The sequence below is a fragment of the Streptomyces sp. NPDC042371 genome (assembly GCF_056437465.1).
The window spans coordinates 92,539-116,989 of sequence record NZ_JBWKAP010000014.1; the positions used below are offsets into that span (position 1 = coordinate 92,539).

Sequence of the window (24,451 nt, forward strand, 5' to 3'; positions counted from 1 at the left end):
CACAACCACGGGCCTGAGGGCACCCGTTCGGGAATTCAGCTGGGGTTGTTGGGCCGCAGCGTCCACACCACCGTCATCTCGCCGGTGACGGCGCCGTCCTCGCGCCGGATCTCGATCGCGACCGGGAACTCGGGGCGCTCGCCCGCGTCGAGTTCGGCGATCACGTCGGCGACCGGACGGCCGAGGGTCGCCGTCGCCGTCACGGGGCCCATGGCCAGCTTCTTGTACGCGATCTCGGCGCTGACGGCGAGCGGGACCGCCCGCGAGAGCTCCGCGCCGAACGCGGCGAGGACGATGGCCCCGCTCGCGGACTCGCCCAGCGTGAACATGGCACCGGCGTGGGGTCCGCCGACGTGGTTGTGGTAGTCGCTCTGGTCGGGCAGGGCGACCACGGCCCTGTCCGGCGCGGTCTCCCGGAACTCGAGGTTCAGGGTCCGGGCCATCGGAACCGTGGCGGCGAGCATCTCGCCGATCGACATCTGGTCTGCGCTCATGGCCGCGATGTTACCCACGGGTAGGGATCCTTGACCAGGACCTGTCCGCGAGTGGATCACCGTCACCTATGGTTGACGCCCATGTGGCATGGAGAGCAGCCGCCCGGGGGCGAGCAGAACCAGCACGGTCAGGGACAGAACCAGGGGCCGGGACAGGGGCCGGGACCGGGGCAGAACCCCTACCAGCAGCCGGGGTACCAGCAGCCCAATCCGTACGGGCAGCAGGCCCCGTGGAACGCTCCGACGATGCCCGCGGGCCCGCAGGGAGCGCCGCCCGAGCCGCCGCGCGGCGGCCAGGACAACGGCAACCGCACCAAGCTGATCGCCATGGTCACGGCCGGTGCCGTCGTGGTCGCCGCGGGCGTCACGGGCTTCCTGCTCCTCGGCGGCGACAAGGACGACAACGCCGGGCCCGACCCGGCGAAGTCCAGCGCCTCCGCGGACCCGACCGGCTCGGACGACCCCAACCCGCGCACCGGCGACGGCATGCCCAAGCCGACCGTTCCCGGCTGGAAGGTCGTCGTCAATCCCAAGGTCGGCATCGCCTTCGACGTGCCCGCCCAGTGGTCCCTGGAGTCGCGGGACTGGGCGGGCGGAGTCGTCGACAACAAGGATGCCGATGACGACGCGGCGCCGTTCCTCGCCGCTTACGCGGCCCCCGCCTACTTCAAGGAGAAGTGGTGCGTGAGCGACGAGGACAAGGACGGCATCAAGGACGACACGCCACTGGCGGCCGCGGGCACACGCGGCGGGCGCGGCATGAAGAGCACCCAGCAGTTCGCGCGCCACGAGGCGACCAACTGGGTCTACGGCGTGTACACGCAGCCGGACAGGAAGAGGGTCACGACGGGCCCGACCGAGTCGTACACCAGCAAGTCCGGCGTCAAGGGCAGCCTGGTGAAGGCGAGTTCGTCCGGTGTCGAGAAGCAGGGCAAGTGCGAATCGGACGGCAAGGCCACGGTGTTCGCCTTCAAGGACCAGGAGGGGCGGTTCGTCGCCTGGTCCTTCCACGGAGCCAAGGACGTCAAGGACGAACTTCCGGACGCCACGGTCGAGAAGATCCTCGCAACGGTGCGTCTGTACGACCCCGTCCAGGACTGACCCCTTTCGGGAAGCCGGGCCCGCCGTGACCCCGGGGCCGTTGTGATCTTGTATGACCGGTCCCCGTATCGTGTCCGGCCATGTGGCCAGAACAGCAGCCGCCCGGGGGCGAGCAGAACTCGCAGGGCCAGAGTCAGAACCCGTACCAGCAGCCGGGGTACCAGCAGCCGAACCCGTACCAGCAGCCGGGTTACCAGGCGCCCAACCCCTACCAGCAGCCCGCGCCCGGGCAGCAGGGCCAGTGGAGCGCACCGACCACTCCCACGGGGGTGCCGCAGGCGCCGAGCGGCGCCGGTGGCAGTGGCGGTGGCGGCGGCCGGGGCGGGCGCAACAAGGTCAAGATCATTTCGATCGTGACGGCGGCCGCCGTGGTCGTGGCCGCCGGTGTCACCGGATACCTGGTCCTCGGCGGCGGGGACGACGAGGACACCAAGGCCGACTCCCCCGCGGCGGGCCCCCACAAGCCGAGCCCTCCGGCGGACAGCGGCTCCGACGGCGGGCGCGACACGGACAACGAGCTGAAGCCGACCATCAAGGGCTGGCACGTCGTGGTGAACCCGAAGTGGGGCACCGCCTTCGACGTGCCGCCGGAGTGGGAGGTGCAGAATCCCGGCTCGGCGATCGCCTTCGAGGACAACAAGACCGGCAAGCCGCTGATGACCATGTCGGCGCCCGCGTACCTCAAGTCGAAGTGGTGCGTCACGGACGACGACAAGGACGGCAGGACCGAGGACCACGAGCTCGCCGCCGTGGGCACGAAGGGCGCCAACGGCGCGAAGAACACCGACGAGGTCGCGGTCAACCAGGTCGCGTGGTGGGTCTACGCCGGATACACCCAGCCGGACAAGAAGAGCTTCACCTCCGACGAGAAGGCGGAGCCGTACACCACCAAGTCCGGCATCAAGGGCAGCATCGCCCGCGCCCGGTCCACGAACACGCCGCAGAAGGGCAAGTGCGCGTCGGACGGCAAGGCCATCACCTTCGGCTTCAAGAACGGCGAGGGCGAGTACGTCGCCTGGAGCCTCTACGGCGCCAAGGGCGTGAAGGAAGAGATACCGGAGAAGACCGTGATGAAGATCCTCAGCACGGTGCGCACCCACGGAGACCCGACGGAATCCTGAGGCGCTCCGCCGCTTCTCCGCACCCTTCTCCCCCTTCCTGCACTCTTCTCCACCCGCCCCACAGGGGGCGCACATGGCACCAGGACCCCGGCACCTCTATGGTTACTGGCCATGTGGCCAGAAAATCAGCCGCCCGGGGGCGAGCAGAACCCGCAGGACCAGAGTCAGAACCCGTACCAGCAGCCGGGGTACCAGCAGCCGAACCCGTATCAGCAGCCGGGATACCAGCAGCAGCCTGCGGGTGGCTACCAGCAGCAGCCGCACTCGGGCGCGTACTCGCAGCCCGAGCAGTCGCAGTGGGCGGCTCCGACGCCGCCGCCCATGCCGCCGCAGCAGGCCGGTGGCGGGCAGGGCGGTGGCGGCGGCAACAAGACGAAGGTCACCGCCATCGTGGCGGCGCTCGCCGTGGTGGTGGCGGCCGGGGTCACCGGCTTCCTGGTCTTCGGCGGCGATGACGACAAGAACGACGAGGCGGGCCCCGCGAAGCCCTCGAAGTCCGCGCCGAAGAAGCCGAGCCCGTCGGCGAGCGACGACGGGAACGCGCGCGGCGAGGGCGACGACAACAAGCCCATGATCGACGGCTGGCAGGTCGTCGTGAACCCCAAGTGGGGCACCGCCTTCGACGTCCCGCCGGACTGGAAGGTCGAGACGCCGGACACCTTCATCGCCTTCGACGACCGCAAGGAAGAGGGCGCGAAGACGATCATCGGCATGTCCGCGCCCGCGATCTTCAAGGACAAGTGGTGCACGTCCGACGACGACAAGGACGGCGAGCCCGACGACACCTCGCTCGCCGCGGTCGGCACCAAGGGCCAGAACGGCGCCAAGAACACCAAGGACGTCGCGCGCAACGACTCGGCCTGGTGGGTCTTCGGCGGCTACACCGAGCAGACGAAGGCCGACAAGAAGAAGATCAAGATCGGCGAGATCGAGGACTTCACCACCAAGGCCGGGATCAAGGGCAGCGTCGCCACGTCGACGACGTCCGGTGCCGCCACGTCGGCCAAGTGCGACTCCGAGGGCAAGGCCACCACGTTCGCCTTCAAGAACGGCGCCGGTGAGTTCGTCGCCTGGACCCTCTACGGCGCCAAGGGCGTCAAGGAAGAGGTCTCCGACGACCTCGTGAAGAAGATCCTCGGCACGGTGCGGCTGAGCGAGGAGACGCCCGAGTCCTGAGCAAGCCCGCACGGAATCGGTTTGGCAAGTCGGCCGCCCGCCGGGGATAGTCCCGGAGTGACGCCTCCCGCCCCCGCGCCGAGCCGCCGCCCCTCCTGGGCAGGCCGCAACTACACGCTGCTGACCGCCGCCGCGATCGTGACGAACCTCGGAAGCCACGGGGCGTTGATCGCGGCGGCTTTCGCCGTCCTCGACGCGGGAGGCGACGGCGGGGACGTCGGGCTCGTGGCGGCCGCGCGGACGCTGCCGCTCGTACTGTTCCTGCTCATCGGCGGGGCCATCGCCGACCGGCTGCCGCGGCACCACGTCATGGTCGCGGCCAACGCCCTCAACTGCGTCTCGCAGGCCGCCTTCGCCGTGCTCGTCATCGCGGGCGAACCCCGGCTCTGGCAGATGATGCTGCTCGGCGGGCTGGGCGGCGTCGGCCAGGCCTTCTTCGGGCCCGCCGCCGAGGGCATGCTGATGTCGTCGGTCAGCGGCGAGCAGGTCGGCCGCGCGTTCGCGCTGTACCGCATGGCGATGCAGGGGGCCGGGCTCGGCGGGGCGGCGCTCGGTGGTCTGCTGGTGGCGGCGATCGGTCCCGGCTGGGTGCTGGCGGTGGACGCCGCGGCGTTCGCGGTCGCGGGGGCGCTGCGGTGCTTCCTCGACGTGAGCCACATCCCGAAGCGCGCGCCCGGCGAGGGGCTCATCGCCGACCTGCGGGACGGCTGGCGTGAGTTCACCGGACGGCCCTGGCTCTGGTCGATCGTGGCGCAGTTCTCGGTGGTGGTGGCGGTGGTCGGTGCCGCCGAGTCGGTGTTCGGGCCGCTGGTGGCGCGCGACGAGCTGGGCGGCGCGGGGCCGTGGGGCCTGGCGCTCGGCGCGTTCGGAGCGGGCACGGTCGGCGGGGCGTTCCTGATGATGCGGTGGAAGCCGCGGCGCCTGCTGTTCGCGGGCACCCTCTGCGTCTTCCCGCTCGCGGCGCCTTCGGCGGCGCTCGCCGTGCCACTGCCGGTCGCCGGTCTCGCCGCGGTGATGTTCGTCAGCGGTGTGGCGATCGAGGTGTTCGGCGTCTCCTGGATGACCGCGATGCACCAGGAGATCCCGGAGGAGAAGCTGTCGCGCGTCGCCGCCTACGACTGGTTCGGCTCGATCGCGATGGTCCCGCTGGCCACGGCGCTCGCGGGCCCCGCGGAGTCCGCGTTCGGCCGGACCCCGTCGCTCTGGGGCTGCGCGGTCCTGGTGGTCCTGGTGACGGCGGCCGTCCTCTTCGTGCCGGACGTACGCAACCTGACCCGGCGCACGACGCACGTGGCGTCGGCCGTGGCCGAGGCGTCATCCCCCGATGGAGAAGGCGCCGTCGGGCGGCTCGGGTGACGGGACCGCTTCCTCGTCCCGTACCGGTCGCGCGTCCCCGATGAAGCGGCGCAGCGCGTCGCCGTGCTCGACCCGGGCGGGGAAGACGTCGGAGGCCGTGCGGCGGGCCAGCGCCTCGATGTCGATGGGCCGGTGCGCGGCGATCAGCACGGCGTTCCCGAAGCGGCGCCCGCGCAGCACGGACGGCTCGGCGATCAGCGCGAGATCCTCGAAGACCTCGGCGAACGTGGCGAGTTGGGAGCGGAGGAAGGCGAACGGGGCGCCGTCGGCGAGGTTCGCGGCGTAGTGCCCGCCGGGGCGCAGCACCCGGTCGGCGGTCCGCGCGTACGCCACCGTGGTGAGGTGCGCGGGCACGCGTGAGCCGCCGAAGACATCGGCGACGACGATGTCGGCGCTGTCGTCCGGCGCCGCGTCGAGCCACTCCCTGGCGTCCGCGCCGTGCACGACGACCCCGCTCGCACCGGCCAACGGCAGCCGCTCGGCGACCAGGCGGAGCAGCCCGCGGTCCGCCTCGACGACCTGCTGGTGGGAGCCCGGACGGGTCGCGGCGAGGTAGCGGGGCAGGGTGAGGGCACCGCCGCCGAGGTGGGTGACGTCGAGCGGGGTGCCCGGCTCTGCCGCGGTGTCGAGGACGTGGGCGAGCCTGCGCGCGTACTCGAACTCCAGGTGGGTGGGCTCGTCCAGATCGACGTACGACTGGGGCGCTCCGTCGACGGTGAGCAGCCAGGCGCGCCGCCGGTCGACGTCGGGCATGAGCTTGGCCGTGCCGTGATCGACTTCCCGAGTCACCGGAACGGCCTCGTCCGCCGCCGCGCCCGCCCCGCTGCCCAGGGCGTCCGCCCCGGCCCCGCCCTCGAACTCATGCTCGTCCACGCCGTCCATTGTGCCCGCCCGCCTCGGGGGCGGATTCCCCCGAGGCGGGCGGGACGGGCCTCGGCCCGTCAGGCGACTTCCGTCACGGTGCCCGCGCCGACGGTGCGGCCGCCCTCGCGGATCGCGAAGCCGAGCCCCGTCTCCAGCGGTACGTCACGGCCGAGTTCGACCGTCATCGTGACCGTGTCGCCGGGGCGGGCCACGGCGGCCTCGCCGAGGTCGACGTCGCCGACCACGTCCGCGGTCCTGATGTAGAACTGCGGCCGGTACCCGGTGGCGATCGGCGTCGTACGGCCGCCCTCCTTGGCCGACAGGACGTACACCTGCGCGGTGAAGCGGCGCCGTGGAGTGACGCTGCCGGGCGCCGCGACGACATGGCCGCGTCGTACTGCGTCGCGTGGCAGACCGCGCAGCAGCAGCGCCACGTTGTCGCCCGCCTGCGCCTCCTCCATCGGCTTGCCGAAGGTCTCCAGGCCGGTGACCACGGTCTCGGTGTCCGCGCCGAGCACCTCCACGCGGTCCCCGAGCCGGACGGTGCCGCGCTCCACGGCGCCGGTGACGACGGTGCCGCGCCCGGTGATGGTGAGCACGTTCTCGACGGACAGCAGGAACGGCGCGTCGAGATACCGCTCGGGCATCGGCACGTACGTGTCCACCGCGTCGAGGAGGGCCTCGATCGAGGACGTCCACCGCGGGTCGCCCTCCAGCGCCTTCAGCCCCGAGACCCGTACGACGGGTACGGAGTCGCCTCCGTACCCGTGCGAGGAGAGCAGGTCGCGGACCTCAAGCTCGACGAGGTCGGTGAGCACAGCGTCCTCACCGTCGTCGACGGCGTCGGCCTTGTTCAGCGCGACGACGATGTGGTCGACGCCGACCTGCCGGGCGAGCAGCACGTGCTCGGCGGTCTGCGGCATGATCCCGTCGAGCGCGGACACGACGAGGATCGCCCCGTCGAGCTGGGCGGCGCCGGTGACCATGTTCTTGATGTAGTCCGCGTGGCCCGGCATGTCCACGTGCGCGTAGTGCCTGGTGTCCGTCTCGTACTCGACGTGCGCGATGTTGATGGTGATGCCGCGCTGGGCCTCCTCGGGGGCGCGGTCGATGCGGTCGAAGGAGACGTACTGGGTGCTGCTGTCGGCACCGCGCTCGCTGAGGACCTTGGTGATGGCGGCGGTCAGGGTGGTCTTGCCGTGGTCGACGTGCCCCATCGTGCCGATGTTCAGGTGCGGCTTCGTACGGACGTAGGCGGTCTTGGACATGGTGGTTCCTTCTCCGGAACTCGAAGCTGTTGTCCCGGACCGGCGGTGTGCGCGGTCGGGACGGGGACCCCGGGGGCCCTACCGACCCTCCCCCTCGGGGGTCCGCCGGAATGTCCGGGGAGGGTCAGCTTCGGGCGCCGTCGAAGGCGACAGGTGTGAAGGCGACAGGTGCGAGGACGGCAGCCTTCGCAGCGCCCGCGACTGCGGGCGTTGCTGCGAGGAAGGCGTACCGGAACATGTGGCTGATCCTCACCGAAGAAATCGCCCACGTCGAATGATTTTCGCGCGAACGGCACGTGCTGGGCACAGAGTTGCCGATCGCCCGGGTGTCAGTGGCCGGGCAGGCCGCCTGCCCATACCGCGGGCGTACGGCCCGACCACGGGCTCGCCTGTTCGAGCTGCCCGGCAAGGCGGAAGAGGCGCCCCTCCTCCCCGTAACCGGCGGCGAACTGCATGCCGATCGGAAGCCCCGTCCCTGCGTCGGCCGTCACCGGCACGGACATGGCGGGCGTGCCCGCGACGTTGAACGCCATGGTGAACGGCGAGCGGTCGTTGAGGCGGTCGATCCAGCCGTGGCCGTCCAGCGCCTCCGCGCCCTCCCCGTAGGCGCCCAGGAGCATGGGAAGCTCCGGCAGGGTCGGGGTGAGCAGGAGGTCGTGGGTGTCGAAGTACCGCGCGAGGCTGCGGGCGACCCGGTTGCGGACCGCCAGCGCCTCGACGAACCGGGCGCCGCCGACCCGCTGTCCGTACCGGTATCCGGCCAGGGTCACCGGTTCGAGGGTCGAGGAATCGACGGCCCGGCCGAGGGCGGCGGCAAGCCCGTCGATCGAGGCCGCGAGGTTCGCCGTCATCAGACGGGCGTTGGCCAGGACGAACTCCTCCCAGTCGACTCCGAGGTCGACCTCCGCCTCCGCCACGTGGTGGCCGAGGGATTCGAGCAGGCGCACGGTACGGGAGACGGCGTCGGCCACCGGTGCGGTGGTGCGGCGCCCGCCCCACGCCTGGGTGAGGACACCGATCCGCTGCGGGCCCGGGGGCCGGGTGACTTCCTCCGCGTAGGGCCTGGGCGGCTGCGGGGCGAAGTAGGGGTCGCCCGGTTCCGGGCCGCGGATCCCGTCGAGGAGTGCCGCGCTGTCGCGCACGGTGCGGCTCACGCTGCCGTGCACGCCCAGGCCGTTGAATATCTCGTCGGCGTCGGGGCCCGCGGAGACCCGGCCGCGGGTGGGCTTGAGCCCGAAGAGGCCGTTGTAGGCGGCGGGGATGCGGAGCGAGCCCGCGGCGTCCGTGGCGTGCGCGAGGGGCACCACCCCGGCGGCGACGGCCGCGCCCGCTCCCCCGCTGGATCCGCCCGCGCTCCGTTCCGGGTCCCACGGGTTGCGGGTCGGGCCGTACAGCGCGGGCTCCGTGGTGATGCTGTAGGCCAGCTCCGGGGTGGCGGTGCGGCCGAACGTCACGAGTCCGGCCCGCCGCAGTCGCCGCATCAGCGCGGAGTCGGCGCCCGCGACATGACCGGCCGCGAGACGGCTGCCCAGCTCCATCCGCCTTCCTGCCATGGCGACCCCGAGGTCCTTGATCAGGAAAGGGACCCCGGCCAGCGGTGCGCTCCCGGGGGCGGGCTCGTCGTCGGTGGGCCACGTCTCGACGACGGCGTTGACCTGCGGATTAACGGCCTGCGCCGCCTCGCGCGCGGCCGCCACCAGTTCGGCGGGGGTCACCTCGCCCGCGGCCACCAGCTCGCCGAGCCCCACCGCGTCGAACGTCACGTACTCGGTAACTCTCACTGCCACTCCCAGCACAAGGACAATACCGTCGAGTCCCATGCGATACCGATCGGTATCGCATGGGACGGACTGGTACCGTAGCAGCCATGACAGCGACCACCAGCAGGCCGGGCAGGGTGGCGAAACTGCCTCCTCGCGAGCGCATCCTCGACGCGGCGGAAGAGCTCTTCCAGAGCGAGGGCATCCGCCGGGTCGGCGTCCAGGCGATCGCAGACCGGGCCGAGACCACGAAGGCAGCCATCTACCGGCACTTCGAGACCAAGGACGCACTGGTCGCCGAGTGGCTGCGGATCGTCGCCGCCGACTATCAGGCGGCCTTCGACCGGGTCGAGACCGCACACCCCGATCAGCCCAGGGAGCAGATCCTGGGCCTGGCGCGCTTCATCGCCGAGGGCCTGCCGACGATCTCGTACCGGGGCTGCCCGTTCATCAACTCCCTCGCCGAGCTGCCCGACCGCTCGCACCCCGCACGGCAGGTGATCGAGGAGCACAAGGCCCGCCAGACCCGCCGACTGGTCGGCATGTGCGCCGACGCCGGACTCCCCGACCCCGAGCAGACCGCGGCCGAAATCACCTTCCTGCTCGAAGGCGCGCAGGTCAGCACGCAGAACGGCAGCATCGACCGGGCCGGGGACCGCCTGCTGACGATCGTCGAGGGGGTCCTCGACCGGCAGGGGCCGCAGCTCCCGGCCACCGCGACGGGAGCGGTCAGAGGTTCTTGAACGCCTCACGCACCGAGAGCGGCGCGAGCCCGCCCCGCTCCCGCTCCACGAAGGCGCGTACGGCCTCCGGATCGGTCTTGGCGTACTCCCGCAGACACCAGCCGATCGCCTTCCGGATGAAGAAGTCGGGATGCCCCGCCTGGCGTACGCAGTAGGCGAAGAGCCGCTCCGTGTCGGTGTCCGACTTGTACCGGAGCTGGTGGAGGAGGGCCGTCCGGGCCACCCACAGGTCGTCGTCCTCGATCCACTCGTCCATGGCGGCCCGCAGCTCCGGGTCGGCCGCGACCAGGCCCCCGACGACGTGGGCGGCGAGCGCGTCGACCGTGTCCCACCAAGGACGCGACGTCACGAGGTTCCGGACGACGGGCAGGAACCCGGACGAGCAACGCTTCACATGGCGGCGCAGATAGTCGACGGCGAAGTAGGCGTACTCCCTCTCGGGCAGTTCCCAGCAGCGCAGGGCAATCGCTTTGCAGTCTTTTTCGTCGGGGCGCGGAGTACCGGCGAGGACGGCGCGGGACAGGTCGCGGCGCACCGGTGAGGTCAGGCCGAGGAAGGGGGCGACGTCCTTCATATACGCCTTCATCTGCACGGACCGCTCCGGATCAGCCGCCTCCGAGTAGCTCACGACGAGCCGTTCGAGGACCGTGTCGGCCAGGTCACTGCTCGGCACCGCGCTCGGGACTGTGACGCTCATGAGACGCACCATACGGCGATCAGACACATGAGCCGGTTACTCTTCCCGGATGTTCGAGACCGCCACCGCCCGCCCGCAGGGCCTCGCCGTGCGCTGCGCCAGGGCCCTGCTCTCGCCGTGGTCGCGGCTTTCGCTGCTCGTGATGCTGCTGGCCGCGGCGGCGACGTGTGTGCTGGTCTTCGAGCCGCAGCGGTTCCTCTCCGACGGGTGGCCCGCGCAGTTGGGCGGCGCCACGGCGGTGGCCCTGTTCGCGGTGGCGTACGGGGTGTGCACCGCCGCGTTCGTGCCGCGTCCGCTGCTCAATCTGGCGGCGGGCGCGCTCTTCGGCTCGCAGGTGGGCCTGGGCGCGGCGATCGCGGGCACGGTGTTCGGCGCCGGGATCGCCTTCGGTCTGGGCCGGATGCTGGGCCAGGACGCGCTGCGGCCGCTGCTGCGGGGGCGCTGGCTGAAGGCCGTGGACGGCCAGCTCAGTCGGCACGGCTTCCGCTCGATGCTGGCGGTGCGGTTGTTCCCCGGGGTGCCGTTCGCCGCGGCCAACTACTGCGCGGCGGTGTCCCGCATGGGCTGGCTGCCGTTCCTGCTCGCGACGGGCCTCGGCTCGATCCCGAACACGGCCGCGTACGTCATCGCGGGCGCCCGCGCGTCGACGCCGACGTCACCCGTCTTCCTGGTCGCGATGGGGTTCATCGCGGTGACGGGTCTTGGCGGGGCGGCGGTGGCGTGGTTCAAGCGCCACCACTTCCGCGACCACTGAGCCGACCGCGCGCCGCGCGCCCCACTCCCCACTCTCCGCTGGAAGAACGGGTGAACTTCCGGCGAAGTGCCAGCGGCGTACGGTCGAAGCACCGGCGGCGACGCGGTCCGGCACGACGACCTCACCGCGCATCCGCAGGCGCCGGAATGGACGACGACGGGACCGACGCCACAGCCGCCGAACGGCCCTCCCACCGTCTCGTAACCCTGGAGCGCTACGCTGCCCCACGACGGGGGACGTGATCGCCCCCGCGCCCCGGCGTTCCGCCCGCTCACCGTGCAGTCACGTTTCAGCCACGCCTCAGCCACGCCCCTCTATGACCGCTACGACCGCACCCGCGGCCTGATGATCAGTACTTGGACGGCGCAGTTTTCATGTCTTGGCTTGAATCCTTCATCCTCGGGCTCGTCCAGGGGCTGACCGAGTTCCTCCCGATCTCCTCCAGCGCGCACCTGCGACTGACCGCGGCGTTCGCGGGCTGGCACGATCCCGGGGCCGCGTTCACCGCGATCACGCAGATCGGCACCGAGGCCGCCGTGCTGATCTACTTCCGCAAGGACATCGCGCGGATCCTGTCGGCGTGGTTCGGCTCGCTCTTCGGCAAGGTGCCGCGCTCGGACCACGACGCGCAGATGGGCTGGCTGGTCATCGTCGGCTCGATCCCGATCGGCGTCATGGGCGTGACGTTCAAGGACCAGATCGAGGGCCCGTTCCGCGATCTGCGCCTCATCGCCACGACGCTGATCGTGATGGGCATCGTCCTCGGCGTCGCCGACCGCCTGGCGGCCCGCGACGAGACGGGCGGCAAGCACCGCGCGGTACGCCGCCGAAAGGACCTCAAGGAACTCGGCGTCAAGGACGGTCTGATCTTCGGCATCTGCCAGGCGATGGCCCTGATCCCCGGCGTCTCCCGCTCGGGCGCCACGATCAGCGGCGGCCTCCTCATGGGCTACACCCGCGAGGCCGCGGCCCGCTACTCCTTCCTCCTCGCTATCCCCGCCGTCCTCGCGTCAGGCGTCTTCGAGCTGAAGGACGCGGGCGAGGGCGGCCACGTCTCCTGGGGCCCGACGATCTTCGCCACGATCATCGCCTTCGTGGTCGGCTACGCGGTCATCGCGTGGTTCATGAAGTTCATCACCACGAAGAGCTTCATGCCGTTCGTCTACTACCGGATCCTGCTGGGCATCGTGCTGTTCATCCTGGTGGGCGTGGGCGAACTCAGCCCGCATGCGGGCGAGTCGGCGGGATGAGGCTCGGATCGGTGCAGGTCGGCAGCGCGTTGCCGGGGCGCCGATCCGCCATCGGCCTGACCGCTCTCTGCGCTGTGTGGTAGAAGACCAGACAGCGCACAAAGGACGGGACGTGTTCTGCGGGGGAAGCATGGAGATGTCACTCAGCGTCGAGAGTCCTGCCGCGGGCGACGAGGCCGCCTTGCTCCGGCGGTGGTTGCTCGGCGACCGGGCGCTGCGCGGTCACGTGACGATGCAAGCGACGCAACCAGGTGCAGGGGACGAGTCATCCGGGGCCATGGGACCGTCCGTCCTGGAACTGATCAATGTCGCGGCCTCGAACGCGATCGCCCTCGGCAACCTGCTGTTGTCGGTGGCCCTGTGGCGCTCAAGTCGGCCGTCTCCGCCGCCAACGGTCCGTATCGAAGCGAACGGAGTGAGCGTCACCGTGAACACGGACGACCAAGAGACGCTCCGCGAGCTGACCGAGATGCTGCAGCGGGCCCGCCCGGAGCGATGAGCGCCCCGCGATGACCGATCAGCTCTGCGGCGTGGACACCTCCGCCGTCGTCCTCATCGGATGCCACGCGTTCGAGCAGCTGGAATCGCTCCCCGCGGTGAAGAAGAACCTCACCGACTTGGCCAGGCTGTTCACCGACCCCACCAACTGGGGGATTCGGCAGGACCGGATCACCGTCCTGTCGCAGCCTTCGCACGAGAGTGACGTGCTGCATGCCGTGCGGAGCGCGGCGAGCGCAGCCTCGGACGCACTCATCGTCTACTACGCGGGCCACGGCTTGCTCGACCCCGTGGACCAAGAGCTCTACCTCTCGCTGCCCGGCTCCAGACTGAGCGATGTGCACGTGGAATCCGCGCTGCGGTTCGAGTTTCTGCGCCGGGTGTTCCTCAGCAGCGCGGCCGAGAAGAAGGTGCTGCTGCTGGACTGCTGTTACAGCGGCCGTGCCATGGCCGGTGAGATGGGAGCCCCGGGCCTTGGTGGCATACTGCCGAAGCTCGAGGTGGCCGGCACCTGCTTGATCACCGCATGCTCCGAGAACGCCAGGGCGTTGGCGCCGCCCGGCGAACCGAACACCGCTTTCACCGGGGCACTCCTGAAAGCCCTGGAACAGGGTGTGCCGGGCGCGGGTGAGCTGCTGGACATGACGACCCTCTACGAGCACGTGCTCAGCGAGCTCCGGGCCAGGTCACTCCCGCTCCCCCAGCAGCGCAGCCGCAACACCGCTGCCCGGATCTGCATCGCCCGCAACCGCGCGGCCTTGGTGCCGTCCGCCGACGATGGACACACCCCAGCCACGAGGCGCAGTCCACTGTTCCCTCCGGCCATGCCCGAGGTGTGGGGCGACGTACCGCGCCGCAACACCCGGTTCACCGGCCGTGAGTCGCTCCTGAACAAGGCCCACCACCTGCTGCGGGACAGCGAGTCCGGTGCGGGTGTCCTCACGCTGCACGGGATGCCCGGGGTGGGCAAGACCCAGCTCGCGGCCGAGTACGCGCACCGGTTCGGCTCCGAGTACGACGTGGTGTGGTGGGTCAATGCCTGGGCACGGGTGGTGTACCGCCGTCTCGTCGCCGAACTCGCAGCGAGACTGGGCCTGTCCACAGGTGCCGAGTACGGCGAGCGACTGCGCGCGGTCCGGGACTCGCTGCGCCGCGGCGAACCGTACTCCCGGTGGCTGCTGATCCTGGACGGCGCCGACGAACCCGACCAGATCTCGGATCTCGTGCCCACCGGCCCGGGGCACGTGCTCATCACCTCCCGCAACCTCCAGTGGAGCGAGCACAACAGCAAGCTGCTGGAGGTCCCGGTCTACGACCGCGACGAGTCGGTGGCGTTCGTCCGGCGCCGCGCTCCGCGGCTGACGGACACCGGAGCGGACCAGTTGGCGGAGGCGTTGGAGGATCTGCCCCTGTTGCTCGACCAGGCAGCGGGCTGGATGAACGAATCGGACCAGGCCGTCACGGACTACATCGGGCTGTTGGAGGACGGCGTCGACCAGGACGCGCTCAAGGTGTCCGCAGACTTCCCTGTCGCCTTTCCGACGGCTTGGTCAATGCTCCTGAACAAACTCAGCGAGTCCCTCCCGGCATCGGTCGACCTGCTGCGCCTGTGCACCTTCTTCGCCCCCGGCTTCATCCCGGTAGGGCTGCTGAAGGCCATGCCTCGCGACGGTCTGCCGGACCGGCTGGTCGGACTCCGGGACGATCCGCTGCTGTGGCACAGGGCGATCAATCAGCTGCGTCAGTACTCGGTGGTACGGCTGAAGTCGTACGATTCCACCTCGCACGAGTCCACTCCGCACGAGCCCGCTGCGGACGCTTCCATGCTGCCGGGCGACTCGCTGTATCTGCACCGCATGGTGCACCAGATCGTGCGCAGGGACGTGCCGGAGGAGACCCGGCGCGCATTCATCGAGGTGGCGCGCCGGACGCTCGCGGCGGCCGACCCGGGACGTCCCACCGACACCCGCCGGTGGGACGCGTATGCGGAGATCGTGCCGCACCTCACGTACGCGGAGGTCCTGAACAGCGAGGACACCGAGGTCCAGCACCTGCTCCTCAACTGCCTGCGCTACATGTACGTCTCCGGCGACCACGAGGCCGGTATCAAGCTCGGTGAGCGCGCCATCGAGACATGGCGCTCGCTGCTCGGCGAGACGCACCCACTGATCTGGGAACTGACGTATCACCACACCAACCTGCTGCGCGCCGTCGGCAGTTACGCACGCGCCGAGACCCTAGGCCGCACCGCCGTCGAACACCTCCGTCAGGCGCACGGAGAGGTGGATCTGGACCATCTGCGCGCGGTCGGCGGGCGCGCCGCCGACCTGCGGGGTCTCGGCCGCTACGACGAGGCGCTGGAGATGAGCCATCGGCTGCACGCGACCCATGTTCACCTCCTCGGTGCACAGGATTCGAGGACCCTCGACGCGCTGCACGACCTGGGCTCCTCGCTGCGGCTGGTCGGCCGCTACCTAGAGGCCCTGGACACCGACAGGGAGACGGTGCAGGCCCGCCGTTCACTGCTGAAGGGGCGGCATCCCTGGACGCTCCTCTCGGAGGCCTCCTACGCCATCGACTTGCGGCTGCTGGGCCGCTATGCGGAGGCCGAGGCCAGACAGGAGATGAACGTCCGTGAGTACCGCGTCACCATGGGAGCGGACAACCCGTACACGTTGCGCGCCGAACACAACCTCGCGCTGTGCCACTACCGCAACGGTGACCGTGGCAGGGCGGAGCAGCTCTTCTCCCGAGTGCTCGATGCCGGTGAGCGCCGGATGGGCGCAGGGCACCCCATTACGTTGGCCTTCGCGACCAGCCAGAGCCTTTTCGCGCGCGAGCACGGCGACATCGACCGGGCATACGAGGCCAGCGCGTCCATCATCGCCCGCTACGAAGAACTCCTCGTGGAAGGCCACCCGTTCATCGCCGGGGCCCGCGCCAACCACGCCCTGGTCCTGCGCAGCCTCGGGGAGCGGGAGCAGGCACAGGCGCTGATCGAGCAGGCGCTGGCCGACATGACGGCGACGATAGGGGTGAACCACCCTCACACCTTGGGCTGCGCCATCAATGCCTCCGCCCTGCGCCACCTGATCGACGATACGGAGTCGGCGGCCGAGCTCAGCAAAGACACGTACACCCGGGCCACCGAGACCCTCGGCCGCACCCACCCCCTCACCCTGTCCGCCCGCATCGCCTACGCGGCCGACCTACGCGACCTGCGACAGCACCAGAAGGCCGAGAAGAACGAGCAGAAGGCCATCTCCGACCTCATCGCGACCCTGGGACACCAGCACGTCCACACCGTCTCGGCCCGGGCCCGCAAACGGCCGTACTGGGACTTCGAGCCCCTCACGACCTGACCGGTCCAAGACCGCGCGCGTCGACGCTGCGACCGAACCCGCCTGTGCCGCTCGATCAAGGCGCCTTCACGACACTGTCGGCCGCCCTGACCGTGCGGTTCCGGTCGACGCTGCTCAGCATGAGGGGAATGGGTCCTACCGTGCCGAGGAGACGTGATGACGACGGGCTGGGTGCAGCGAGAGGTACCGGGATCCGGCGAGGCAGGCGAGTGGTTGCCGGTCCTGGACGTTCCTCTTCCGGGGCGGCAGCGGCGCTGGACCGTCTTGTTGCGGTGGCTGCTGTTGCTTCCCCAGTTCGTGGTCTATGCGGTGCTCAGCGTGGTGGCGTTCTTCGTCACGATTGTCGGGTGGTTCGCTGCACTCTTCATGGGCAGGCTGCCGGACGGGATCTTCAGGTTTCTCGGTTCCGTGCTCGCGTACGCGACCCGGGTGAACGCCAGCGCGACGCTCCTCGTCGACCAGTACCCGCCCTTCTCGTTCTCGGCGCCGAACTACCCGGTGCAGATTGAGGTGCGCCCCACGCCGCTCAACCGTCTCGCGGTCTTCTTCCGGCTGATCCTGATGATTCCGGCGGCCGTTGTCAGCGGCCTCCTGCAGAGCGGGTGGTACGCGATCAGCTGGGTGTTCTGGCTCATCGCCCTGATTCTGGGGCGCCTGCCCGGCCCGCTCTACGCGGCGACGGCAGCTGTCGCCCGGTACAGCATGCGTCTGGACGCCTACGCCTACCTGCTCACCCCCGCCTACCCGAAGAGGCTGTTCGGGGACGAGCAGGTACCCCCTGAGGACGTACGGTCCGGTACCCGGCCGCTGCTGCTGGACACCGCGGCCACGGTTCTCGTCGTGCTGTTCCTGCTGCTCGGTCTCGCCGGTCATCTGGTGAACACCACCGTCGACTACGGTTCCGATGACGACCACGACTCGGCCGGGGCATCCGATTCAGTCGCACTTCGTGACGAGCGATGAGTTTCCCCGCCTGCCTCCGTCCTACCTTGCGAACACCGAGGAAGCGGAGGCATGGGATGGACAAGCAGTTCACCGCAACCCTGCGGAAGAGCCCGAACAAGGGCGGCTGGACCTACGTCGTGTGGCCAGAGTCGGCCGAGTTCTTCGGCACCCGCGGCCTGGTGAAGGTCCGGGGCACGATCGACGGTCATCCGTTCCAGAGTTCGTTCATGGCCCTGGGGGACGGGACGCACAAGCTGCCCGTGAAAGCGGACGTGCGCAAGGCGATCGGCAAGGAGGAAGGGGACACCGTGACCGTCCGTCTACAGGAGCGGGTCAACACCAGAGTCAACACCTGACGTCAAGAACGACTTCGGCTTGCGGCGTGGGTCCAGGTGGCGGCCAGGACCAGCGCGGCAGTCCGTAGCGGTTCCTCCACGATGGGGGTGTGGCCCGTGTCGGGCAGCAGGTCGACCCTCGCGCCCGGAACGGCTCGGTAGTCGGCCGCGGAAGCCGGGCGCCATCTGCGGTCCTGTTCGCCGAAGATCACCTGCAACGGCTTGCCGAGGGGCGCAAGCCGGGACGGGAGCGCCTGGCGGCTCAGGTAGGCGGTGGACGCCTGCATCGCCGCGGTGACCGCGGCCTGGCTCATGCCGCGCACTTCGTCGACGAACTCCTGCGGCACCTCGTAGCCCGCGCGGAATCCCGTGCTCGCGAACTGGCGGAGCTGCTCATCGGTCGGTGGCCACTGGGTGGGGGCGGTCGCGGTGGACGGCGGTGCGATGAAGGCGTCCATGCCGGGGCCGGTGCTGATGAGTACGAGGGCGGTCACCAGGTCGGGGCGCTGCTCGGCGAGAGCGGTGGCGGTATAGCCGCCGCTGGAATGGCCGACGGCCGTCGCGCGCTCGACGCCGAGCCGGTCAAGCGCCGCGCCGATCCTGCGCCCCTGCTCGGGAATCCCGTAGTCGCCGTCGGCCGGTTCGGCCGAACGGCCGTGCCCCGGCAGGTCGACCCGGATGACGCGATGAGACATGGACAGCAGCGGAACCAGCGCGTCCCACGAGCGGCTCGAAGTCGCCGAGCCATGGATGAGCAGGAGTGCGGGGGCGTCGCGGGGGCCGTCCTGGCCGACGTAGAGGTCACCGTGTTCCAGGCGGAGGACCGAGTCCTCGGTGGGAGAAGTCATGAGCCCACTGTCAGCGGCGGCCCGCGCCGACGGCTTGGACAAATGTTCCCTCCCCGGCAGACGTAGCCTGAAGGGATGGGGTCCACCACCAGTGCACCTGACAGTTCCACCGCGTGGGACGTGGCACGCCCGCAGCGGTCGCGCCGCGTCACCGGTGCCGACATGGCCGGGTTCCGGGTCCCCGGCACGCTCACGGAAGGCCTCCGCCTGGTGCCGCACCCCGCGGTGATGCTGATCCTGGAATTCGGACCGAGCCCGTCCACCGTGCACGACGGCACGGGCGGCCGCCATCGGGGAAGTCTCGTCGCCGGGCCCGGATTCGGCTCCGGAGGCGGGGTCCGGGCGTGGGGTGAACACGTCGAGTGCGTACAGGTGCGTCTGTCCCCCGTCGTCGCGGGCACGATCCTGGGCGTCGGCCCGGCCGAGCTGGCCGGGGCCATGGTGTCGCTCGATGACCTGTGGGGTCGTGAGGCGTCGCGGATCCGCGAGCAACTGGGCGGGATCTCCTCGTGGGCGGACCGATTCGCGTACACGGAGGGGCTGCTCCTCGCCCGTCGACGCGAGGCGCGGAAAGCGGTGGACCCGGCGGTGATCTGGGCCTGGAACCGCATCGTCGAAAGCAAGGGGCTCGTCCGGGTCGACGAGCTGGCGGACGACCTCGGATGGAGCCGCAAGCGCCTGTGGTCCCGATTCCAGTCCGCCATCGGCATTCCGCCCAAGCGCGCCGCGAGGCTGGCCCGCTTCGACCATGCCGTGCACCGCCTGGTCGCGGGCTCCGGCGCGGCCGACGTCGCGGCGGACAGCGGCTACTGCGACCAGTCGCATCTGCATCGGGACGTCATGGCGTTCACCGGCGCGACCCCGACGACCGTGGTGGTCGAGCCGTTCCTGACCGTGGACGACCGCGCATGGCCCAGCGGTCCAGCGGCCTAGCGCCCCACAGCCGTCCACCCCGTGGCTGTCCACCCCGCAGCCGTCCACCCCGCAGCCACCACCTGCGCTTCGATCACGTGGCGGAAGTGTGCGGTAGCTGACAGTTCCGATTGTCGTAGCCATCCCCTAGGGTTGACGCCATGCCCTTAACCCCACCCCCCCATGGTTCCGCGCGGTCTTCCGTCGAATTGAACGAGCGGATCCGCGGCCTGTGGCTGCGCGCGGGCGGCCGCCTCTCCCCCGAACAGCGCAGAGAGTACGAGCAGTTGGTGACGGAGTGGGCCGCCGCAGTCCGCAAGGAGATGGTGCGGGCCGCATAGGCCCTTCGTCCCTGCACGCCCCTTGGCTCAACACCCCCCGTGCCCAACACTGAGCCGATGACGCAGCGCGTGGAACTCGCCGCCGTGATCGACCGGTTGGCCGTCGATGCCCTCATCACCGAGTACGCGGTGGCCGTCGACGACGGCGACTGGACCGCCTATCGACAGCTCTTCGCCCCGAGCGGGCGCGCCGACTACCGCTCCGCGGGCGGCATCGAGGGAGGAGCCGCTGAGATCACCGCGTGGCTGGCGGAGACGATGCAGATGTTCCCCATGCGCCAGCACCTGATCACCAACCGCAGGCTGGAGTTCGGGACGCTGGACCAGGACGTCGACGACGTCGCCCGCGTCCAGGCCGACTACGTGAACCCGATGCGGTTCGCGAAGCCCGCGGGTCAGCCAGCGGCCGGTGAGCGTGAGCCCTCGACCGCACCTGACTTCATCTGCGGCGGCCGCTACGCCTTCACTCTCGTGCGTACGCACCATGGCTGGCGGTTGCGCCAGGTGGTCGTCACGGAGAAGTGGCGCCAGATGGCCGGTCTCCCTTCCGACACGCGTGGTGCGGGGTTCTGATGCCCGGCCCACTGTCCTAGATCGTCCGCGTCGCGCACACTGGAAATACGACCGGGCGTCGGGGACAGAGGGAGGCGCTGCATGGATCTTTCCGGCGACGACCGGTGGGAGCGGAACGGGCGACAGGACGGGCGACGGAACGGGCCCTGGAGCAGGCAGCGCGCCGCGCGCCTCCTCGCGTCGCGCTGGTGGCGCGGCGGCATCGCCGTCACGGCGGGCGCGCTGCCCGCCCTCGCGTTCCCCGCCCCGTCGCTGTGGTGGTTCGCGTACGTCGCGCTGGTGCCGTGGATGCTGCTGGCACGGTCCGCCCCGACCGCTCGGCGGGCCGCGCTCGACGGCTGGCTGGGCGGCCTCGGCTTCATGGTGGCCGTGCACCACTGGCTGCTCCCGAGCCTGCATGTGTTCACGCTCGTCATCGCCGCGCTGCTCGGTCTGCTGTGGGCGCCCTGGGGGTGGCTCGTACGACGGTTCCTCGGCGGTGTGCCGCAGGCCGGGCGGGCCACGGCCGCGCTCGTGGTGCTGCCCTCGGGGTGGCTGATGGTCGAACTGGTCAGGTCATGGGAAGGGCTGGGCGGGCCGTGGGGGCTGCTCGGCTCCAGCCAGTGGCAGGTGACGCCCGCGCTGCGGCTCGTCTCGGTGGGCGGGGTGTGGCTGGTCAGCGCGTTCGTCGTGGTCGTGAACACGGGGGTCGCGCTGCTCGCCCTCGCGGCGGCCGCACGGGCGACGACTCCCCGTACGGAGCACACGGACGCCGTCTCCACACCCGCTTCGTCCCACGCCCTCCCCGCCCTCGCAGGCATCCTCGCCGTGGCCACCGCCGGGGCCGCCGCCTGGGGGTGGGCCCCCCGCCCCGAACCCGCCGGGCACGCCCGCGTCGCCGTCGTGCAGCCGGGCGTCATCGAAGACGGCGTCGCGAGCGCCGACAAGCGCCTGGCCCGGGAGGAGGCGCTGACCCGGACCCTGGCGGGCCGGGATGTCGACCTCGTCGTCTGGGGCGAGAGCAGCGTCGGCTTCGACCTGGCCGACCGGCCGGACGTCGCACGCCGGATCGCCGCGCTCTCCCGCGAGGTGGGCGCGGACATCCTGGTGAACGTCGACGCGCGCCGCTCCGACCGGCCCGGCATATTCAAGAGTTCCGTCCTGGTGGGCCCGGAAGGGCCGACCGGCGACCGCTACGACAAGATGCGGCTCGTGCCCTTCGGCGAGTACATTCCGGCGCGCTCCCTGCTCGGCTGGGCCACGTCCGTCGGCAAGGCGGCGGGCGAGGACCGCAGGCGCGGCGACCACCAGGTGGTGATGAACACCGGCCGCAACACCGAAGGCAAGAACGGGCGCGCCACCGGGCACGACCTCCGCATCGGCCCCCTCGTCTGCTTCGAGTCCGCGTTCCCCGACATGAGCCGTCGGCTCACCCAGGACGGCGCCCAGCTGCTGCTCGCCCAGTCCGCCACGTCGTCGTTCCAGCACAGCTGGGCGCCCCGGCAGCACGCGTCGCTCGCGGCGGTGCGGGCCGCGGAGACGGGCCGCCCCATGGTGCACGCCACGCTCACCGGCGTCTCCGCGGTGCACGGCCCCGACGGGGCGCGCATCGGCAACACGCTCGGCACGTCGGCGAGCGCCACGGCCGTGTACGACGTGCCGCTGGCCACCGGCGAGACGGCGTACGTGAAGTGGGGCGACTGGCCCGTGCACGCCGCGGTCCTCGTACTCGTGGCGCTGGGCCTGACCGAGGGCCTGCGGTTCTACAGGCGGACCACCCTCAGGCGGACTGCTCCTGAGCGGCACGCACCACGCGCTCGCACAGCTCATGAGTCGCCAGTGCGTCCCGGGCGCTGAGCAGCTTGCCCGCGCGCACCGCGTCGAGGAAGGCGAGCACCACCTGCTCGATGCCGCGCTGACGGGCCACCGGGACCCAGTCGCCGCGCCGCCGCACAGTGGGCTGGCCCTTGTGGTCGACGATCTCGGCGAGGTTGAGCACCTGCCGCTTGGTGTCCTGGCCGGAGACTTCGAGGATCTCCTCGGTGGAGCCGCTGAGCCGGTTCATCATGCCGATGGCGGTGAACCCGTCGCCGGACAGCTGCACGACCACGTGCTGCATCAGGCCGTCCTCGACGCGGGAGCGCACGGTGACGTCGTCGATCGGCCCCGGCGCCAGGAACCGCAGCGTGTCCAGGACGTGGATGAAGTCGTCGAGCACGAGCGTGCGCGGGTCCTCGGGCAGCCCCACGCGGTTCTTCTGCATGAGGATCATCTCGCGCGGGTGGTCGACGCACTGGGCGTAGCCGGGCGCGAAGCGGCGGTTGAAGCCGACCGCGAGGCTGACGCCGCGCTCCTCGGCGAGGCGCACGAGGCGCTCGGAGTCGGCGAGTTCGTACGCGATGGGCTTGTCGACGTAGGTCGGCACGCCCGCTTCGACGAGGCGGGTGACGATCTCCGGGTGCACGGCGGTCGGCGCGTGCACGAAGGCGGCGTCCAGGCCCTGGGCGAGCAGCGCGTCCAGGTCGGTGTGGCAGCGGGAGTCCGGGACGTGGTGGACGCCCGCGACCCGGGCGAGGGTCGCGGGCGTGCGCGTCTGCAGGTGCAGTTCGACCCCGGGCAGGGTGGTGAGGACGGGCAGGTACGCCTTTTGCGCGATGTCACCGAGTCCGATGCAGCCGATCTTCACCACTGTCTCCCTACCGGCCCCTACCACTGGCCTACTGCTGCTACTGATGCTGCCGCTACCGCTGTACTGGCTCGCGATCCGTCGTTCCCGCAGCATACGGGGCCTGCGGGGGACGCCAGTCGGCGATGGAGGAGAAGCTGCGCATGATGAAGTCCGGGCCGAGCCGCGTCGCCGTGGAGACGAGGGCGTTGCGTACGGCGATGAGCGGGGCGCCGGTGAGATGCGTGACGCGGGCGGCTCGCGCGGCACGCCGGACGATCTCCGTGGTGCGGGGGACGCGGGCCGCGCTGTAGGCGGCGAGGCCGGTGGCGAGGTCGGCGCCCGGCGCCACGTGGTGGGCGAGGACGACGGCGTCCTCGATGGCCTGGTTGCCGCCCTGGCCGAGGCTCGGCGCCATGGCGTGCGCGGCGTCGCCGAGGAGGGCGACGCGGCCGCGGTGGTACGCGCGGAGCGGCGTCGTCAGCTGACGGACGTCGTTGCGCAGGACGTCCTCGGGCCCGACGGCGGCGATCAGGCCGGGGATCGGGTCGTGCCAGTCGGCGAAGCGGCGCTCCAGCTCGGCCTTCTCGCTGTCGGGCGCCCTGCGTCCCTCGGGCAGCCGGGCTGTGGCGTACGCATACACCCTGCCGTCCTTCAGCGGCTGCGTGCCCCAGACGCCGCCGCGGCCCCAGGTCTCGTGCGGTGCGAAGGCCTTGTCGGGCGCGGGGATGACGAACCGCCAGGCGGTGAACCCCGCGTACACGGGTTGGGGGTGGGCCGGGAAGAGGGCCGTGCGCACGGCGGAGTTGATGCCGTCGGCGCCGACGACGAGGTCCGCCTCGATGTCGCCGTCGTCGGTGGTGACGACGGCGCGGCGGCCGGCGGTGCCGGGATCCGCGAGACGGGCCCGTATGCCGGTGCGCAGCGACTTCTCGGGCAGCGCGGCGACCAGCAGGTCGACGAGGGTCGCGCGGTGCAGCATGACGAGCGATCCGCCGTACGTTCCCTCGGCCGCGGCGGCACTCGTGCGCACCAGCCAGCGGCCGTTCTGCGCGCGCACCCCGCCGTCGCCCTCCCAGGCGGCGAGCGCACGGACCCGGCCGCCGAGGCCCAGGACGTCCAGGGCGCGCTGGGAGTTGGGGGCGAGGCCGATGCCCGAGCCGACCGGCTCCAGGGAGGCGGCACGCTCCAGGACCGTGACGCTCCATCCGGACTCGTGCAGGCCGATGGCCGCGGTGAGCCCACCGATGCCGCCGCCGATGACGACGGCGTGGGGCTGCTCCCCCCTGGCCTGCTTTCCGGCCTGGCTCCTGACCTGGTTCGTGGCCTGGTTCATGGCTCCTCCTCCGCCGTGCCGCACGCGTCCGCCGCATGCGCGCCACCCACCCCTCCACTACAGGTGTAGTGAG

23 protein-coding genes are annotated in these 24,451 nt (G+C 71.0%); 15 read left to right on the forward strand and 8 right to left on the reverse strand.

Annotation, left to right across the window (positions count from 1 at the left end; all coding sequences use genetic code 11):
* Window positions 1–35 precede the first annotated feature (35 nt).
* Window positions 36–494, reverse strand: coding sequence for a DUF4442 domain-containing protein (locus AC068B_RS33830; protein WP_306337646.1), 459 nt, complete (start codon window positions 492–494; stop codon window positions 36–38).
* A gap of 81 nt (window positions 495–575) precedes the next feature.
* On the opposite strand from AC068B_RS33830, the gene AC068B_RS33835 reads away from it, so the two are divergent.
* The 4 genes from AC068B_RS33835 (at window position 576) to AC068B_RS33850 (ending at window position 5,248) form a co-directional block, all read left to right on the forward strand.
* A complete protein-coding gene (locus AC068B_RS33835; protein WP_478675357.1) occupies window positions 576–1,595 on the forward strand; it encodes a DUF8017 domain-containing protein in 1,020 nt (339 codons plus the stop codon).
* A gap of 80 nt (window positions 1,596–1,675) precedes the next feature.
* Window positions 1,676–2,716: a DUF8017 domain-containing protein gene (locus AC068B_RS33840; RefSeq protein WP_478675358.1), complete on the forward strand. Its 1,041-nt coding sequence runs from the start codon at window positions 1,676–1,678 to the stop codon at window positions 2,714–2,716.
* Window positions 2,717–2,827: 111 nt separating this feature from the next.
* Window positions 2,828–3,892 carry a DUF8017 domain-containing protein gene (locus tag AC068B_RS33845; RefSeq protein WP_478675359.1) on the forward strand — a complete coding sequence of 355 codons (1,065 nt, stop codon included), beginning with the start codon at window positions 2,828–2,830 and terminating at the stop codon, window positions 3,890–3,892.
* Window positions 3,893–3,949: 57 nt separating this feature from the next.
* Complete coding sequence (locus AC068B_RS33850) at window positions 3,950–5,248, forward strand: MFS transporter (protein ID WP_478675360.1); 1,299 nt, start codon at window positions 3,950–3,952, stop codon at window positions 5,246–5,248.
* Here the strand turns inward: AC068B_RS33850 and AC068B_RS33855 are convergent.
* From AC068B_RS33855 to AC068B_RS33865, 3 genes are all read right to left on the reverse strand, one after another.
* Entirely contained in the window at window positions 5,207–6,001 is a 795-nt protein-coding gene (locus AC068B_RS33855; protein WP_478675411.1) for a spermidine synthase, read from the reverse strand. The two genes, AC068B_RS33850 and AC068B_RS33855, sit on opposite strands and share 42 nt — an antisense overlap.
* Window positions 6,002–6,189: 188 nt before the next feature.
* Window positions 6,190–7,380, reverse strand: a complete 1,191-nt coding sequence (gene tuf, locus AC068B_RS33860) for an elongation factor Tu (RefSeq protein ID WP_478675361.1) — start codon at window positions 7,378–7,380, stop codon at window positions 6,190–6,192.
* Between the two features lie 329 nt (window positions 7,381–7,709).
* Window positions 7,710–9,161 (reverse strand): amidase, encoded by a 1,452-nt coding sequence (locus AC068B_RS33865; protein ID WP_478675362.1) that lies wholly within the window; start codon window positions 9,159–9,161, stop codon window positions 7,710–7,712.
* 86 nt (window positions 9,162–9,247) lie between these two features.
* On the opposite strand from AC068B_RS33865, the gene AC068B_RS33870 reads away from it, so the two are divergent.
* Window positions 9,248–9,883 (forward strand): TetR/AcrR family transcriptional regulator, encoded by a 636-nt coding sequence (locus tag AC068B_RS33870; RefSeq protein WP_478675363.1) that lies wholly within the window; start codon window positions 9,248–9,250, stop codon window positions 9,881–9,883.
* Here the strand turns inward: AC068B_RS33870 and AC068B_RS33875 are convergent.
* Window positions 9,870–10,580: a DNA alkylation repair protein gene (locus tag AC068B_RS33875; RefSeq protein ID WP_478675364.1), complete on the reverse strand. Its 711-nt coding sequence runs from the start codon at window positions 10,578–10,580 to the stop codon at window positions 9,870–9,872. The genes AC068B_RS33870 and AC068B_RS33875 overlap by 14 nt on opposite strands.
* 49 nt (window positions 10,581–10,629) lie before the next feature.
* On the opposite strand from AC068B_RS33875, the gene AC068B_RS33880 reads away from it, so the two are divergent.
* The 6 genes from AC068B_RS33880 to AC068B_RS33905 all read left to right on the forward strand — a co-directional run bounded on the left by AC068B_RS33880 (window position 10,630) and on the right by AC068B_RS33905 (window position 17,745).
* The gene (locus tag AC068B_RS33880) at window positions 10,630–11,334 is read left to right on the forward strand and encodes a TVP38/TMEM64 family protein (protein WP_356265832.1); all 705 of its coding nucleotides are present in this window, start codon (window positions 10,630–10,632) and stop codon (window positions 11,332–11,334) included.
* 374 nt (window positions 11,335–11,708) lie between these two features.
* Window positions 11,709–12,584, forward strand: coding sequence for an undecaprenyl-diphosphate phosphatase (locus tag AC068B_RS33885; protein WP_478675365.1), 876 nt, complete (start codon window positions 11,709–11,711; stop codon window positions 12,582–12,584).
* Window positions 12,585–12,714: 130 nt separating this feature from the next.
* Complete coding sequence (locus tag AC068B_RS33890; RefSeq protein ID WP_478675366.1) at window positions 12,715–13,083, forward strand: effector-associated constant component EACC1; 369 nt, start codon at window positions 12,715–12,717, stop codon at window positions 13,081–13,083.
* 10 nt (window positions 13,084–13,093) lie between these two features.
* Window positions 13,094–16,444, forward strand: a complete 3,351-nt coding sequence (gene fxsT / locus AC068B_RS33895) for an FxSxx-COOH system tetratricopeptide repeat protein (protein WP_478675367.1) — start codon at window positions 13,094–13,096, stop codon at window positions 16,442–16,444.
* Between the two features lie 156 nt (window positions 16,445–16,600).
* Window positions 16,601–17,407, forward strand: a complete 807-nt coding sequence (locus tag AC068B_RS33900) for a DUF4389 domain-containing protein (protein ID WP_478675368.1) — start codon at window positions 16,601–16,603, stop codon at window positions 17,405–17,407.
* Window positions 17,408–17,463: 56 nt separating this feature from the next.
* Complete coding sequence (locus AC068B_RS33905) at window positions 17,464–17,745, forward strand: DUF1905 domain-containing protein (protein WP_478675369.1); 282 nt, start codon at window positions 17,464–17,466, stop codon at window positions 17,743–17,745.
* A 2-nt stretch (window positions 17,746–17,747) separates the two neighbouring features.
* On the opposite strand, the gene AC068B_RS33910 is transcribed toward AC068B_RS33905, so the two are convergent.
* Window positions 17,748–18,572 (reverse strand): alpha/beta fold hydrolase, encoded by an 825-nt coding sequence (locus AC068B_RS33910; protein WP_478675370.1) that lies wholly within the window; start codon window positions 18,570–18,572, stop codon window positions 17,748–17,750.
* 162 nt (window positions 18,573–18,734) lie between these two features.
* On the opposite strand from AC068B_RS33910, the gene AC068B_RS33915 reads away from it, so the two are divergent.
* The 4 genes from AC068B_RS33915 (at window position 18,735) to lnt (ending at window position 22,234) form a co-directional block, all read left to right on the forward strand.
* Window positions 18,735–19,505, forward strand: a complete 771-nt coding sequence (locus AC068B_RS33915; RefSeq protein WP_478675412.1) for a helix-turn-helix domain-containing protein — start codon at window positions 18,735–18,737, stop codon at window positions 19,503–19,505.
* Between the two features lie 188 nt (window positions 19,506–19,693).
* Window positions 19,694–19,825, forward strand: a complete 132-nt coding sequence (locus tag AC068B_RS33920; RefSeq protein ID WP_478675371.1) for a hypothetical protein — start codon at window positions 19,694–19,696, stop codon at window positions 19,823–19,825.
* Window positions 19,826–19,882: 57 nt separating this feature from the next.
* Entirely contained in the window at window positions 19,883–20,398 is a 516-nt protein-coding gene (locus AC068B_RS33925) for a nuclear transport factor 2 family protein (protein ID WP_478675372.1), read from the forward strand.
* 81 nt (window positions 20,399–20,479) lie between these two features.
* A complete protein-coding gene (lnt, locus tag AC068B_RS33930; protein ID WP_478675373.1) occupies window positions 20,480–22,234 on the forward strand; it encodes an apolipoprotein N-acyltransferase in 1,755 nt (584 codons plus the stop codon).
* Here the strand turns inward: lnt and AC068B_RS33935 are convergent.
* Together AC068B_RS33935 and AC068B_RS33940 are read right to left on the reverse strand one after the other, a co-directional pair.
* On the reverse strand, window positions 22,158–23,063 hold the full coding sequence (locus AC068B_RS33935; protein ID WP_478675374.1) for a Gfo/Idh/MocA family protein: 906 nt from the start codon (window positions 23,061–23,063) through the stop codon (window positions 22,158–22,160). The genes lnt and AC068B_RS33935 overlap by 77 nt on opposite strands.
* A gap of 55 nt (window positions 23,064–23,118) precedes the next feature.
* Window positions 23,119–24,378, reverse strand: coding sequence for an FAD-dependent monooxygenase (locus AC068B_RS33940; RefSeq protein ID WP_478675375.1), 1,260 nt, complete (start codon window positions 24,376–24,378; stop codon window positions 23,119–23,121).
* Window positions 24,379–24,451: the final 73 nt, after the last annotated feature.